15 protein-coding genes are annotated in these 14,638 nt (G+C 62.5%); 7 read left to right on the forward strand and 8 right to left on the reverse strand.

The features are described from left to right. Positions 1 to 510, reverse strand: a 510-nt coding sequence (locus tag QZ213_RS12885) for an OB-fold nucleic acid binding domain-containing protein (RefSeq protein ID WP_291686456.1), incomplete at its 3' end; no start/stop codon positions are given. 227 nt (positions 511 to 737) lie between these two features. Between QZ213_RS12885 and QZ213_RS12890 the strand changes: the two genes are divergently transcribed. Continuing rightward, positions 738 to 2,216 carry a protein adenylyltransferase SelO gene (locus tag QZ213_RS12890; RefSeq protein WP_291686457.1) on the forward strand — a complete coding sequence of 493 codons (1,479 nt, stop codon included), beginning with the start codon at positions 738 to 740 and terminating at the stop codon, positions 2,214 to 2,216. Positions 2,217 to 2,627: 411 nt separating this feature from the next. Further along, complete coding sequence (rnd, locus tag QZ213_RS12895) at positions 2,628 to 3,776, forward strand: ribonuclease D (protein ID WP_291686458.1); 1,149 nt, start codon at positions 2,628 to 2,630, stop codon at positions 3,774 to 3,776. Between the two features lie 107 nt (positions 3,777 to 3,883). Here rnd and QZ213_RS12900 read toward each other — a convergent pair whose 3' ends face one another. The 4 genes from QZ213_RS12900 to QZ213_RS12915 all read right to left on the reverse strand — a co-directional run bounded on the left by QZ213_RS12900 (position 3,884) and on the right by QZ213_RS12915 (position 5,971). Further along, positions 3,884 to 4,066 (reverse strand): hypothetical protein, encoded by a 183-nt coding sequence (locus QZ213_RS12900; RefSeq protein WP_291686459.1) that lies wholly within the window; start codon positions 4,064 to 4,066, stop codon positions 3,884 to 3,886. A 90-nt stretch (positions 4,067 to 4,156) separates the two neighbouring features. After that, the gene (locus tag QZ213_RS12905; RefSeq protein WP_291686460.1) at positions 4,157 to 4,720 is read right to left on the reverse strand and encodes an isochorismatase family protein; all 564 of its coding nucleotides are present in this window, start codon (positions 4,718 to 4,720) and stop codon (positions 4,157 to 4,159) included. Positions 4,721 to 4,737: 17 nt separating this feature from the next. After that, positions 4,738 to 5,361 (reverse strand): GNAT family N-acetyltransferase, encoded by a 624-nt coding sequence (locus QZ213_RS12910; RefSeq protein WP_291686469.1) that lies wholly within the window; start codon positions 5,359 to 5,361, stop codon positions 4,738 to 4,740. Further along, a complete protein-coding gene (locus QZ213_RS12915; protein WP_291686461.1) occupies positions 5,348 to 5,971 on the reverse strand; it encodes a hypothetical protein in 624 nt (207 codons plus the stop codon). The genes QZ213_RS12910 and QZ213_RS12915 overlap by 14 nt, the downstream gene beginning before the upstream one ends. 52 nt (positions 5,972 to 6,023) lie before the next feature. Between QZ213_RS12915 and QZ213_RS12920 the strand changes: the two genes are divergently transcribed. Then, entirely contained in the window at positions 6,024 to 7,064 is a 1,041-nt protein-coding gene (locus QZ213_RS12920) for a LysR family transcriptional regulator (RefSeq protein WP_291686462.1), read from the forward strand. Between the two features lie 4 nt (positions 7,065 to 7,068). Here the strand turns inward: QZ213_RS12920 and QZ213_RS12925 are convergent, their stop codons facing one another. After that, positions 7,069 to 8,226: an autotransporter outer membrane beta-barrel domain-containing protein gene (locus tag QZ213_RS12925; protein WP_291686463.1), complete on the reverse strand. Its 1,158-nt coding sequence runs from the start codon at positions 8,224 to 8,226 to the stop codon at positions 7,069 to 7,071. 370 nt (positions 8,227 to 8,596) lie between these two features. Between QZ213_RS12925 and QZ213_RS12930 the strand changes: the two genes are divergently transcribed. Then, complete coding sequence (locus tag QZ213_RS12930; protein WP_079569050.1) at positions 8,597 to 8,800, forward strand: cold-shock protein; 204 nt, start codon at positions 8,597 to 8,599, stop codon at positions 8,798 to 8,800. A gap of 220 nt (positions 8,801 to 9,020) precedes the next feature. Here QZ213_RS12930 and purN read toward each other — a convergent pair whose 3' ends face one another. Then, the gene (purN, locus tag QZ213_RS12935) at positions 9,021 to 9,674 is read right to left on the reverse strand and encodes a phosphoribosylglycinamide formyltransferase (protein ID WP_291686464.1); all 654 of its coding nucleotides are present in this window, start codon (positions 9,672 to 9,674) and stop codon (positions 9,021 to 9,023) included. Positions 9,675 to 9,678: 4 nt separating this feature from the next. Continuing rightward, complete coding sequence (purM, locus tag QZ213_RS12940) at positions 9,679 to 10,752, reverse strand: phosphoribosylformylglycinamidine cyclo-ligase (protein WP_291686465.1); 1,074 nt, start codon at positions 10,750 to 10,752, stop codon at positions 9,679 to 9,681. Between the two features lie 157 nt (positions 10,753 to 10,909). On the opposite strand from purM, the gene QZ213_RS12945 reads away from it, so the two are divergent. The 3 genes from QZ213_RS12945 (at position 10,910) to QZ213_RS12955 (ending at position 14,507) form a co-directional block, all read left to right on the forward strand. Beyond that, entirely contained in the window at positions 10,910 to 11,452 is a 543-nt protein-coding gene (locus QZ213_RS12945) for a CDP-alcohol phosphatidyltransferase family protein (protein WP_291686466.1), read from the forward strand. Between the two features lie 39 nt (positions 11,453 to 11,491). Next, positions 11,492 to 12,169: a DnaA/Hda family protein gene (locus tag QZ213_RS12950; protein WP_291686467.1), complete on the forward strand. Its 678-nt coding sequence runs from the start codon at positions 11,492 to 11,494 to the stop codon at positions 12,167 to 12,169. Between the two features lie 139 nt (positions 12,170 to 12,308). Next, the gene (locus QZ213_RS12955) at positions 12,309 to 14,507 is read left to right on the forward strand and encodes an RNA degradosome polyphosphate kinase (protein WP_291686468.1); all 2,199 of its coding nucleotides are present in this window, start codon (positions 12,309 to 12,311) and stop codon (positions 14,505 to 14,507) included. The last annotated feature ends 131 nt before the right edge of the window (positions 14,508 to 14,638 follow it).

Here is a 14,638-nt window from a genome sequence, read left to right on the forward strand (position 1 = left end):
CGTCAGGATCGGGGTCTGGAACTCGAAGAAGCCCTGCTCCTTCATCCGCTTGCGCATGGAATCGACGATCGCGCCGCGGGTCATGATGTTCTGGTGCAGTTTCTCGCGGCGAAGGTCGAGGAAACGGTACTTAAGCCTGATGTCCTCAGGATATTCCTGCTCGCCAAACACCGGCAGCGGCAGTTCGCCTGCCGGTCCCAGCACCTCGATTTCGCTGACATAGAGCTCCACAGCGCCGGTCGGCAGCTCCGGATTTTCGGTCCCGGCGGGACGCCTTCGCACCTTGCCGTCGATCCGCACTACCCATTCCGAGCGCAGTTTCTCGGCATCCTTGAACGCCGGCGAATCCGGGTCGGCGACGCATTGGGTCAGGCCGTAATGGTCGCGCAGATCGATGAACAGCACGCCGCCATGGTCGCGAATGCGATGGCACCAGCCCGACAGCCGGACCGTCTCGCCGATGTGGCTGTCGCGGAGCGCGCCGCAGGTGTGGGAGCGGTAACGATGCATGGAAATCCCAAAAAAGGCGGTCAGAGGGCAGAATCGGGCGGCACGGCCGGCCCCGGAGAGCGTCAGGGTTTACCCGAGCACGTCAGGCGCGGCAACCGAATGCGGCCCGAACCTGCCCCCTCAACACGGCAGCAGCCCCGCAAATGTGACGGCAGAACAACATCCCCGTTACACCGGTGCTGCGGCAAGCCGATTGTCAATTTCCACCACATGCCTATCTTGAGGCCATGACGGTACATTTCCCCTTTCAAAACACTTATGCGGCGCTGCCGGCGAACTTTTTCGCCCGCGTCGCACCGACCCCGGTCACCTCGCCCCGGCTGATCAAGCTGAACCGGCCGCTGGCGCGCCAGCTCGGGCTCGATCCAGACCGGCTGGAAAGCCCGGAAGGCGCCGAAATCCTCGCCGGCAAGCGCGTCCCCGACGGCGCCGATCCGATTGCGATGGCCTATGCCGGCCACCAGTTCGGCCATTTCGTGCCGCAGCTCGGTGATGGCCGCGCCATCCTGCTCGGCGAGGTGATCGACGCCGACGGCATCCGCCGCGACATCCAGCTCAAGGGGTCCGGCCCGACGCCATTTTCGCGCCGGGGCGACGGCCGCGCGGCGCTGGGTCCCGTCCTGCGCGAATACATCGTCAGCGAGGCGATGGCGGTCTTGGGGATCCCGACCACGCGATCGCTTGCGGCCGTGTTGACCGGCGAGAGCGTGCTGCGCGAGACGGCCCTGCCCGGCGCGGTCCTTACCCGCGTCGCCTCCAGCCACATCCGGGTCGGAACTTTCCAGTATTTCGCGGCCCGCCGCGATACCGAGGGCGTGCGGCGGCTGGCCGATCACGTCATCGCGCGGCATTACCCCGAAGTAGCGGACAGCGAGCGGCCCTACCTCGCGCTGCTGAGCGCCGTCATCGCGCAACAGGCCAACCTGGTCGCGAACTGGCTGTTGGTCGGATTCATCCACGGCGTCATGAACACCGACAACACCTCGATCTCGGGCGAGACCATCGATTACGGCCCGTGCGCCTTCATGGATCATTACAATCCGAAGCAGGTGTTCAGTTCGATCGACGAGATGGGCCGCTATGCCTACGCCAACCAGCCGAGAATCGCGCAATGGAACCTGACGCGGCTCGCCGAATGCCTGTTGCCGCTGATTTCCGACGATCAGGACAAGGCCGTTACCGAGGCACAAGCGGCGATCGGCGAATTCGTCGAGCTGTTCGATACCGCCTATCAGGCAGGCTTGCGCCGCAAACTCGGCCTGTTCACCGCACGCGAGGATGACCGGGTCCTTGCGCAAGACCTGCTGGACGCGATGGCCAGGAACCGGGCCGACTTTACCGTTGCCTTCCGGCGGCTGGGCGATGCCGCGCTCGGTCCGGACCATGACGGTGAGATCAGGCAGTTGTTCGCCGACCCCACCGCCTATGACGAATGGGCGGCGCGCTGGCGGCAGCGGCTCGCCGACGAACCGCAGGAATCCATAGCCAGGCGGACCGCGATGCGATCCGTCAATCCGGCCTTCATTCCGAGGAACCACCGGGTGGAAGCGGTGATCGAGGCTGCGGTGAACCGGGACGATTTTGCGCCCTTCGAGGAGCTGCTGACGGTCCTGTCAAAGCCGTATGAGGACCAGCCGGCATATTCGGCTTATGCCGAGCCGCCCGAACCGCACGAGCGCGTGCTGCAGACCTTCTGCGGCACGTGAAGGTGCTAACCATCCATTAAACATTCCGTCAGGCGCTGGCGGCGGCGCCGCAGGAATTAAGAAAGGGTCAATGCGTTCCCGACAAGTCTAACGGCCTGGCTGGAGGGAACTCTCGTGTTTGACGCGTTGGTATTTGAATTCATCGGATTGGCGATACTCGGGCTTTGCGTCATCGTGCTTGCCATGCCATCACAACGACGGCCGTCGGCAAGGTACATCAGCGACCACTGACTCACTTCCATTTTCGAAGCGAAGATGGCTGCGTCGGGCCGCCCCAGGCGCGTCCGGACGGACTGAGTCCCATGCGAAGAGCCGCCTCCAGCCGGAAATGCAAGGCTCGAATTCGCCGCCGGACCCTTGACATATCAGCGCTTTCGGCAGAACGCCTCTCAAAAGCGTTATGGATCGTTCATGGATTTGATTACCACCACCTCCGAACTCGCGGCGGTATGCGCCCGGCTTGCCAAGCACCCGGTCATCACCGTCGATACCGAATTCCTCCGCGAGACCACCTATTATCCCCTGCTCTGCGTGGTGCAGATGGCCAGCGCCGACGAAGCGGTCGTCATCGATACGCTGGCCCCCGGGCTCGACCTCAAGCCGTTCTTCGAATTGATGGCCGATGAGAAGGTCCTGAAGGTCTTCCACGCCGCCCGGCAGGACATCGAGATCGTCTGGCATCAGTCCGGCACCATTCCGCACCCGATCTTCGACACGCAAGTGGCGGCCATGGTGCTCGGCTACGGCGATTCCATTGCCTACGACCAGCTGGTCGAGCGCATTGCCGGCCACCGGCCGGACAAGACCCATCGTTTCACCGACTGGTCGCGCCGCCCGCTGACCGAAGAGCAGATGCACTACGCGGTCTCGGACGTCACCCATTTGCGCGACGTGTTCGCGGCACTCGACGCCGATCTCAAGAAGCGCGGCCGCAGCGACTGGGTAAGCGAGGAAATGGAGGTCCTGACCTCACCAAGAACCTACGATTTTCACCCCGAGCGCGCCTGGGAACGGCTGAAGACGCGGGTGCGCAAGCCGAAGGAGCTTGCGGTACTGATGGAGGTCGCGGCCTGGCGCGAGCAGGAAGCGCAGAGCCGCGACGTGCCGCGCAGCCGCGTGCTGAAGGACGATGCGGTCGGCGACATCGCCACCCACGCGCCGACCAGCCTCGAGCGTCTAGCCAATCTGCGCTCGCTGCCGAAGGGATTCGACCGGTCGAAATGGGGCGCGGATATCGTGGCCGCCGTGCAGCGCGGCTTGGCGCGCGATCTGGCCTCCCTGCCGAAGATTGAAAAGCCCCGCGGCAATTCAAACGGGGCGGCGATCGTCGAGCTCCTGAAAGTCCTGCTGCGGATGACGTCGGAGCGCCATGCCGTCGCCAGCAAGGTCATCGCCACCGTCGACGACCTCGAACAGATCGCCGCCGACGACAACGCCGACGTCGCCGCTCTGCACGGCTGGCGTCGCGAGCTGTTCGGCGAAGCTGCGCTGTCGCTGAAGCACGGTCGGCTCGCGCTCGCGATCGAAAAAGGCCGGGTGGTCAGGGTGGATCGAAACTAGAGCCCCGCTTCGACGGAAGCAAAACGCGGCTCTGGATTCCTGATCCGACGCGTTTTCCTGACGCGAACCGGTCTTCTCTTCGCCTGAAGTCGCTTCAGCGCGAAGCGCTATCCAGCCGCGTCGCCGTCCTCTTCCTCCTCGTCGGCGGCGGCTTTCAGGGCTTCCGACACCTCGACCAGGACCATCGATAAGATATAGGCGCTGGTCGGCAGATTGAGATGGCGGGCCTTTGCGATCGCCGTCGAAACATCCTGCGCCAACTCACTAAGATCGTCCCCGCGGGTCGCCATTTTCACTCACTTCTCAAGCCTTTACCGTACGCACGGCCGAACGGTTTGCAGATCGGCCGTCAGCTCGACGCGGGCGCGATCGCTCATGGGTCATACCGCGATCTTGCCGCTTGCCCCGATCAGGTCAGCGGTTCCCAGAACTCCGGCGAAGTTGCTGATGACTTTGACGACCACGAGCTTGTATGACGCGGCGTCGCCGACGCCGGGGCGCCTGCAGGCCACCGCGTCACTGACGACCTGATAGCGATGGCTGCGGTGAAACCCGTCGACCACGGTCGACAGCACGGTCTCGTCGAGGGAAAATCCCATCAGCACGCAGCGAATGCTTCTCATGTTCGACATGTATTCGGCGAACCGCGTCGAACTGTAGGCCGAGGGCAGCGGATGCTCGAAGGTAAGTTCCCCCGGCCTCGGCTTCAGTTCCGCGATCCAGTCCGTCAGGTTCGACGCCGGATTGAACCACGCGGCCTGGGCGATCCGTTTCAGATGCATGACCGGCCAGAGATTGTCGCGCCAAAGCGTCATCAGTTCGAGACAGCGCGCCGTAATCGCCTCGGCGTCCGATATGACGTGACTGCGGCCTTCGGTGAGATACTCGGACTGAAGATCGGCGCAAACGAGAATCGGCGGATCGTCGTGGACCGAGGCCGGCATTATTTGGCGATTGGAAATCATGTGTCAGCCAAGGCAGGAGTACGAAGTGGAGAGGTCACCGCGCGACCCGCGGATATATCGAGGACGCCGGGCCTGTCCCAATCGCCCTCCGGCCTGATAATCACGTAAGGATCGCTGTCGAGCGTGATGGCATCGGGGCTTGGCTCGAGGTCAAGCACCATCTCCGTGTAGGAAAAATCGGAAAAGGTGATCTTCCGGTTGTGGCCAAGCGGTTTAGCGCCGAAATGCGACCAGAAATTCACCAGCCGGTCCTGCGCGTGGCCGTAGACCTTCTTGAATCCCTTGCGCTTGATGTATTCAAAGCTGGCCTGCACCAGCTTGAACGATATACGCGACCGTCTGAACTGATGCCGCACGGCAAGGCGTTCGATCTTGGCAAACTCGCCAAAAAACCGCACCCGAAGGCAGGCCGCAGGCTCATTGCCGATAAATCCGATGAAGTGCGCGGCGACCAGATCGTTGCCGTCGAACTCTTCCTCGATCGGACAATCCTGCTCGGCAAGATACACGGCGGCGCGAATGGCGGTCACCAGCATCAGATCGTTGGGATCACGGGCGATCCGGATTGAAATCGTCCGAGAGCCCGGTTTAGGCGATGGTGGGGGCTTAGTGCCGTGCATCTGCAAAACTCCCTGCTGACGTGACTGGCCGCGCGTTCGCCGAAATGCGATTCCATGGCCGCTGGTAACGCCAGAGTTCGCGCTGAAGACTTGGGACCGGCTCGAAGCCAATTGCGATCATCAGGTTGCGCCCATCCTCACTCGACGGTTGAGCGTAGAGATCGGCGGCCGCCAATCGCGTTTGGCAGAGATGTTTAGACACATTGCCCAGTCCGGCCATTGCCTTGCCACGACCTGCGATCGCCCACACGTAGATGGCAGACGCCTCGTCGGAGCGACCGGCAAGCAGCGAGAAATCGGGATGCGTGAGATTCATTTCAGCGTGCATGAGAGCATCATGCCCTCGGCGGTTGAGATATAGAAAGGCCACGGCGCCGAGCAGCTTGCTCTGTCGGTTGAACGTCAGAATACTGCCTGGATCGAACGCGAAATACCGTTCCAGGTCCGGTTCCGCGATATGTACTCCGGGCACCATTCGGTTGCCCATCTCGGCGATGGCGGAAAGCTCGGGGCGCCGCGCGGGTCGCACATCGATTTCCACGCTTCGGGGCAGCAGGTCGAAATCGCGTTTTGCAGCCAAAGGGGGCCTTTCCTTAACGGGATCACGCATCTATCGTCACTCCTGCCTGCCAAATGCACCATAGCGGGCGGGGAATTTGGGTATGCAGCAACTATTGCACCGGGGTGCTGCGGTGACGCAGCACCGAGCCGACGAAATCCTGGACGCATCCTGGGACGATCTGAAATCGTTCCTCGCTTGCGCGCGGTACAAGAGTTTTCGCAACGCCGCCGACGTGCTCGGTCTTACCAGCACCACGCTGATGCGCAGGATCGACCGGCTCGAAGAACGCATCGGCTGCAAGGTATTTTTGCGCGATCAGAGCGGCTTGACGTTGAGCGAAGACGGCGCCGCGATGATCGGCGACGTGATGGAGATGGAGCGTCACGCCTTCAATCTATTTCGCCGCGCGTCTCAATCGAGCGACACCGCCGGCACCGTTCGCGTCGCCGTGACCGAGGGGCCTGGCAACTTCTGGATTCTTCCAAGGCTGATCGATTTCCACAAAACCTACCGGAAGATCACCGTCGATCTTCGCTGCGCCATGGAGCAGGCCGACGTCGCGAGGCTGGAAGCCGATATTGCGATCCAGCTGGAGCCGCCGACCAATCCCGATCTCATCGTCGCCAAGCTCGGCAGGCTTCACATCTACGCATTCGTCTCGGAGGAATACCGCAAGCTCCATGGCGTCCCTTCCCTTGCGGACATCAGGAACCACAGACTGGTCATCCAGCACGCGCCCCAGGTCGACGATTCCGCCTACGCCAGGGTTTTGGGACTTACCTCACTGGAAGGCATCGTCGGGATAAAAACCAACTCCAGCATCGGCGTTCTCTACGCGATCGAGCGCGGAGCAGGAATGGGATTTCTGCCGACCGCGCTGGTCGCGTTGGGGGCTAGCCTGGTTGCCGTCGACTTGGGCGTCCACCATCACGCCGATCTTTGGCTTGCCTACCACAAGGAATTCCGCCACTCCGATCGGCACAAGATCGTCATCGACTGGATCAAGAAGATATTTGATCCCAAGACCTATCCTTGCTTCAGGGATGAGTTCATCCACCCCAACGATCTCATACCGCTCATGGCCGCGTCGAAAGAAACCTACGGACTCGAAGGCTACGTAGCGGCCAAACCCTTCGCTTGATGCCCTAGAACTTCCACTCGAAGCCGAGCGTTCCCTGATGCGACTGCAACGCGGCGCGGAACTTGGCGTCATAGTTGAGATAGAGCCGCGCCGCGTTGCTCAGGCTGAGCGAGGCGGATGCGCCGGTGTCCGCGCCGTACCGGCTTTCCCCGATGCCCTGCACGCTAATGCTCTCGGCGCCGAGGCTGACGATGATCGAACTGAAATTTTGCGAGGTATTGTCGACGAATTTGCCATAGGCGGACAGATCGAAAATCTTCTGATCGAAGATCCAGTAATGCCCGACCTCCGCGCCGAGCAGGATACGTGAGCGCTCCACCGTCGCTCCGGTCGCCATCAGTGGATCGAGCCCACCGACCTCCTGAAACGATCCCGTCGTGGCGCGCACATATTCGAGCGCGGCTTTCGGCACGATACGGCTCTGGTCGATGTTCCAGTAGTAGCTGAGTTCGGTCAGCGCGCCGTCGATCCGGGCATTGTAGCTGGCGCCGGCGATGCCGACCCCGGTGTCACGGCTTGAACTGATCCTGCCGAAACCATGGACCAGCGCGACCGCCCAGGTCCACGGCCCCTTGTCGACCGAGGCGTTGAAGCCGAGCTGCGTGAGGTCGAGGGTGGCCGACTGCAGCGCCAGGGGAACGTCGATAGAAGTGCGGCTCTGGTCGACCGAGACGCCGACGTTGACACCCGGCCCAACCATCGCGCCGAGGCCAGCGACGCCGCCCCAGGTCCTTCGATGATCACCGACAAAACCGGCCTGCGCGCCGGTGCTGGTCGAGATTCCATAGGCTTCACCCCAGGTCCGAAACCGCGGCGCGTCGGTCGCCTCGGAGGCGCCGCCACCGCCGGGATTGGCCCGCAGCGCGCGTCCGAAACCGGATGACGCCAGGCCTCCAAGCCGCTCCAGGAAAGTGCTGCCAAGATTGGTCACGGTCGCGCCGGCCGAAAGGTCGGAATTGACAAATGTCGGTGTCGGACTGGGGACCGGCGAAGCACTGGGAGATGGGGTCGGGCTCGGACTTGGCGAGGGTGACTGTGCGTGAACGGACGAGGACGCTGCCGTGATAGCCAGCATCAGGCCGAAGACAACGGCAATGGCCCTGCGAAGCCCGCGGCCGGCGCCGCTCTCCTTTGCTCGCGTAGGCCGCGGTGCGCAGCACATGGATGTCATTCCCAAAGAGCGCCAATTCAAAAAGATTACTAAAATTACGCCGGCCCGGGCTGATTTGCCCCCAGTTCTCCGGGAGGGTCAATCGGTCTTGCTCCTCGGCCGCGGGCGATTGGCCGACAATGTGGTTCAGCTGCCACAGGTGATTGGGGATGGTCTTGTCGCCGCTCGATTTCGTGAACCCCGCCAGAGGCTTGCTAAGGTGCAAATTTCGTGTTGCAATATCAGGTACAATCGGATTTAGGCCGATCGACTGTGCGTTTCGCGACTGAGAAATTGAGCAGACATCCGATAAGCCCGCTTGTGGCGTGGCACGCAAAAAGCGTGGCCGCGTCTTTTTTACGTCTAGACCAGGAGACAGGCGATGCAGAAAGGCACCGTCAAGTGGTTCAACCCGACAAAGGGTTATGGGTTCATCAAGCCGATGGTCGGCGATAAGGACGTGTTCGTCCATATTTCGGCGGTCGAGCGCGCTGGGCTCTCCACCCTCAACGAAAATCAAGTTATCGAATACGACCTCGTGGAAAATCGCGGCAAGACTTCCGCGGAAAATCTGAAGGTCTCCTAAGCTTCGTCACGATGCGCGCAAGCAATCCTGATGTACCCCCGGCCTCAGCCGGGGGATTTTGTTTGTTAACGGCGTGATCGGCGATGCCAGCATCATCCGACGCTCGCGGGCCCGGATGATACGCCCCGCCCGGCGTCCGCCGTCAGCCCGGCATGGACCGAGCCGACTATGCCGCGGCCGGCCGCCATGACCCTCGCAGTGCAATTCTCCGGACAAGAGCCTAGCGCACGGCGGGCGAAATCAAGCTCGCGCCTGAATCGCTGCCGCCGACTGTCTTGCAGAGTTCGCCCTCGATGCGGATCTGGCCGCCGGCGACCAGCCGCAGCGCGGCGGGATAGATACGGTGCTCGATCGCCAGGATGCGCTCCGCCAGCGTCTGTGGCGTGTCGTCGTCGCGAACAGCGACCGCGCCCTGCATCAGGATCGGGCCAGCGTCGGTTTCCGGAATGACGAAATGCACGGTGGCGCCAGAGATCTTCACGCCGGCGCGCAGCGCTTGCGCCTGCGGCTCGAGGCCGGGAAACGACGGCAGCAGCGAGGGGTGAATGTTGAGCATGCGGCCGTACCAGCGCTGCACGAATTCAGCCGTGAACAGCCGCATGAATCCGCCCAGGCAAATCAGCTCGATCCCGTGCTGGTCCAGCGCCGACTGCAGCACTTCCTCGAAGGCCGCGCGATCCCTGCCGAACGGCTTGCTGTCGATGACGAGCGTCGGGATGCCAAAGGCCGCAGCTCTTGCGAGTCCGCCGGCATCGGCCCGGTTGGAAATCACGAGAACGATCTCGGCCGGGAAATCGGCCGCAGCCGCGGCCTCGACCAACGCGGCCATGTTCGATCCACGCCCTGAAATCAGGATTGCGACACGGCGCTTCATGGCCTCACCGGGATAGATCGAGATGACCGTTATAGACCACTCGGTGGTCGCCTGCAGCCGGGATCACCTCGCCCAACAGGGTGACGGTCTCGCCGGCCTCGGCGAGGATCTCGGTGACCTTTTCGATCGCGTCCGGCTCGACGATCGCGATCATGCCGATGCCGCAGTTGAAGGTGCGCAACAGTTCGAGTTCGGCGATGCCGCCCTGCTCCGCCAGCCATTTGAATACCGGCAGCACAGGAAGCCGCTCCAGGTCGATGCCGACGCCGAGATGCTTGGGCAGCACGCGTGGAATGTTGTCGGTGAACCCGCCGCCGGTGATATGGGCAAGCCCCTTGACCGCCCCCGTCTCGCGGATCGCGCGCAGGCAGGATTTGACATAGAGCCGCGTCGGCGCCAGCAGCGCGCCGCCCAGGGTCATGACCGGCGAAAACGGCGCCGGCGCGTCGAAGGCAAGACCGGAGCTTTCGACAATCTTGCGGACCAGCGAAAATCCGTTGGAGTGAACCCCCGATGAGGCCAGACCGATCACCGCATCGCCCGCGGCGATATCGGGTCGCGGCAGCAGCGTGCCGCGTTCGGCCGCGCCGACCGCAAAACCCGCGAGGTCGTAATCGCCGTCCTTGTAGAGACCTGGCATTTCGGCGGTCTCGCCGCCGATCAGCGCGCAGCCGGATTCCCGGCAACCTTCGGCGACGCCGGCGACGATGGCGGCCGTGGCCTCCGGGTCGAGTTTGCCGCAGGCGAAATAGTCCAGAAAGAACAGCGGCTCGGCCCCCTGAACGACGAGGTCGTTGACCGACATCGCCACCAGGTCGATGCCGATGCCGCCGTGCAGGCCGGTCTCGATCGCGATCTTGACCTTGGTGCCGACGCCATCGGTGGCCGCAACCAGAACCGGATCCTTGAAGCCCGCGGCCTTGAGATCGAACAAGCCGCCGAACCCGCCGATTTCGGCGTCGGCGCCAGCGCGCGCGGTGGCGCGAACCATCGGTTTGATGAGATCGACCAGACGATTGCCCGCATCGATATCGACGCCTGAATCCGCGTAAGTGAGCCCGTTTTTGCGGTCGACCATGGCCTATTCCAGATGATGGCGGCTGGTTACGTCGGATTCCGCTCCCGTGCAATGGCTCGCAAGCGCGGCGCTCATATACTATGTAGACAGGAACCGGCTCACCCCCGCCAAGTGCCGGATCTTTCGTAAAATCAGGCCGGTAGCCGGGAAGCGCCGTGTGAGTATCCCAAATATCATTACCTTGGGCCGCATTCTGCTGGTGCCGATCATCGTTTGGGCGATCGCCTCCAGCCAGATGGAAATCGCATTTGCGATCTTCATCATCGCCGGCGTCAGCGACGCGGTCGACGGCTTTCTCGCCAAGCGCTTCAACATGGCGAGCGAACTGGGTGCCCTGCTCGATCCCTTGGCCGACAAGGCGCTCCTGGTCTCGATCTACGTGGCGCTCGGCATCTGGGGCGCGGTGCCGCGCTGGATCGTCATCCTGGTGGTCTCGCGCGACATCATGATCGTCGCCGCCGTGATTGTGTCATGGTTGTTCGGCAAGCCGATCCCGATGAAGCCGTTGATGGTGTCGAAGCTGAACACGGTGGCACAGGTGGCGTTCGCCGCGTTGGTGCTGGCAGCGCTCGGTTTCGGCTTCGACTCGACGCCGTACGATATGGTCCTGATGGGTTTTGTCACGGTCTTTACTTTGGCTTCCGTATCGCTCTATCTCGTGGAGTGGGTGCGGCACATGAGCACGATCGAAGCCAAATAATCATGATGCGCCGACCGGTCCCGGCATGGAGTAATTCAGGTGCCAAGCCGCGTTGAACCTCGCCAGCTGGCATTTGCGCTGCCACACGCGGAGAGCCTGACTCGCGACAATTTTCTCGAGGGACCGGCCAATGCGGCGGGGCTGGCGCTGGTCGACAGTTGGCCCGAATGGCCCAACCGGGTCATGCTGCTGGTCGGACCGGAGGGTTCCGGCAAGAGCCATCTCGCCGCGATCTGGGCCGAGCAAGCGGGCGCGCGCTCGATATCGGCACATGCGCTGACTGCGGCCGCCGTCCCCGCCGCGCTGGCGACCGGGGCGCTGGTGGTGGAGGATTTGAACCCGACGGACTTCGATGAACGCGCGCTGTTTCATCTCATGAACCTCGCGCGGGAGGACGAGGCATTCGTCCTGATCACCGCGCGGGTGCCGCCATCGGCCCTTCAGATCGAGCTGCGCGACCTGCGTTCGCGCCTGCGCGCCGTGCCGACGGTATCGCTATTGCCGCCCGACGATGCGCTGTTTCGCGCGCTGATCGTCAAGTTCTGCGCCGACCGCCAACTGGCGATCGACGAGAGCGTGGTCAGCTATCTGGCAAACCGGATCGAGCGGTCCTATGCGGCCGCAAGACGAGCCGTGGAACTTTTGGACACCGAAGCCCTGCGTCAGGGCCGGCCGGTGACGCGGGCGCTGGCCGCCGAATTGTTGCGCGATGCCTGATTTCGCTGGCCTATCCGCATCTTGACGACGCAGGCGCGAGGAACATCAATGTCATTGAAACGTCGTCGCGATAACACATGCTTCGCGCCGCCTATGCCGGGAATCGCGCCAACGTTAGCTCTGGATAGATTGAAATCTCATGGAACCCGCGCAAGCCATTGTAATCAAAGAAAAAGAAGTAGAATCTGACGTCGCTTCGACGATCGCCCATAGCCCGGAACGATTCATCAACCGGGAGCTTTCCTGGCTGCATTTCAACCGCCGTGTGCTGGAGGAATCGGTCAATTCCGGCCACCCGGCGCTCGAACGGGTGCGATTTCTGTCGATTTCCGCCAATAACCTTGATGAATTCTTCATGGTGCGTGTCGCCGGCATCAAGGCCCAGGTGCGGGAGGGCATCACCGAGCGCAGCCCCGACGGGCTTACGCCCGCCGAGCAGCTTGTCCTCATCAACGAGACGGTTTCAAAACTCGCCAACGACCAGCAGGCGATCTGGCGCGATCTGCGCGGCGTGCTGGCCGAAGTCGGTGTCGTTCTCGTCGATGGCCGCGATGTCACCAAGACCGAGCGAACCTGGATCGAGGATCATTTCCTCCACAACATCTTCCCGTTGCTGACGCCGCTGGCGATCGATCCGGCGCATCCCTTCCCGTTCATCCCGAGCCTCGGCTTCACCATCGCGCTGCATCTGGCGCGGGTCTCCGACGGCAAGCCGATGAACGCGCTCATCCGCATGCCCGGCAAGATCGACCGTTTCATACGCCTGCCCGCCGGCAAGGATGGCGCGGTGCGGCTGATCACGCTGGAACAGGCCACCGGCCTGTTCATCGGCCGGCTGTTCCCCGGCTATACCGTCAAGGGCCAGGGCGCCTTTCGCATCATCCGGGATTCCGAACTCGAAATCGAGGAAGAGGCCGAGGATCTGGTTCGCCTGTTCGAAACCGCGCTGAAGCGGCGGCGGCGCGGATCAGTGATCCGTCTCGAAATCGAAGCCAAGATGCCGGAGGAATTGCGCGCTTTCGTGCAGCGTGCGCTTTCCACCACCGACGACGAGGTTTTGCTGGTCGACGGCGTGCTGGCGATGAACGAGCTTTCGCAGCTGACCCGGCTCGACCGCCCCGATCTCGAATTCGTCCCCTATGTTCCTCGCCATCCCGAACGCGTGCGCGACCATGGCGGCGATATCTTCGCGGCGATCCGGCAGAAGGACCTGATCGTCCATCACCCCTACGAATCCTTCGATGTCGTGGTGCAGTTCCTGCAGCAGGCCGCCCGCGATCCCGATGTTGTCGCCATCAAGCAGACGCTCTATCGGACGTCGAACAACTCGCCGATCGTGCGCGCGTTGGCGGAAGCTGCGGAAGCCGGCAAGTCGGTGACGGCGCTGATCGAACTCAAGGCTCGGTTCGACGAGGAAGCCAACATCCGCTGGGCGCGCGACCTCGAACGCGCCGGCGTGCAGGTGGTGTATGGATTCCTCGAGCTGAAGACCCACGCCAAGCTGTCGCTCATCGTTCGGCGCGAGAGCGGCAGCCTCACGACCTACGTGCATACCGGCACCGGCAACTATCATCCGGTGACCGCGCGCATCTACACCGACCTTTCCTATTTCACGTCCGACCCGATCATCGGACGCGACGCCGCGCGGGTATTCAACTACATCACCGGTTATGCCGAGCCCAGCGACATCGAGAAGATGGCGGTATCGCCGCTCACCCTGCGCAAGCGAATGATCGAACATATCCACGGCGAGACCAGCCACGCCCGTCACGGCCGGCCGGCCGCGATCTGGATGAAGATGAACTCGCTGGTCGATCCCGATATCATCGACGCCCTGTACGAGGCGTCGCAGGCCGGCGTAGCGATCGAATTGATAGTGCGTGGCATTTGCTGCCTGCGGCCGGGCATACCGGGCCTTTCGGACAACATCCGCGTCAAATCGATCATCGGCCGCTTCCTCGAACATGGCCGAATCTATTGTTTCGGGATGGGTCAGGGCCTGCCGGGCGCCAAAGCGGCTGTGTATATCTCGTCGGCCGACATGATGCCGCGTAATCTCGACCGGCGCGTCGAAGTCCTCTGCCCGCTGCAAAATCCCACGGTGCATCAGCAGGTTCTCGAACAGATCATGGTGGCGAATCTCAAGGATACCGAGCAGAGCTGGCAGTTGTTGCCGGATGGATCGTCAACGCGTATGAAGGCCGCGAAAGGCGAAGAGCCTTTCAACCTGCATAACTATTTCATGACGAATCCGAGTCTGTCAGGCCGTGGAAAGTCGCTCAAGGAATCTTCGCCTCGCCGCCTCACGCGCCGTAACGAGCGTCAGCAGTCCTCGTAAAGGAACCCTGCGGTGAAACGACCGCGCAAGCGCGCATCCAGCGTCGCGGTCATCGACATCGGCTCCAATTCGGTGCGCCTCGTCGTGTACGAATCGATGGCGCGCAGCCTGATCACGATTTTCAACGAGAA

Origin of the sequence: Bradyrhizobium sp. (assembly GCF_017881085.1) — a bacterium.
Classification (GTDB): Bacteria; Pseudomonadota; Alphaproteobacteria; order Rhizobiales; family Xanthobacteraceae; genus Bradyrhizobium.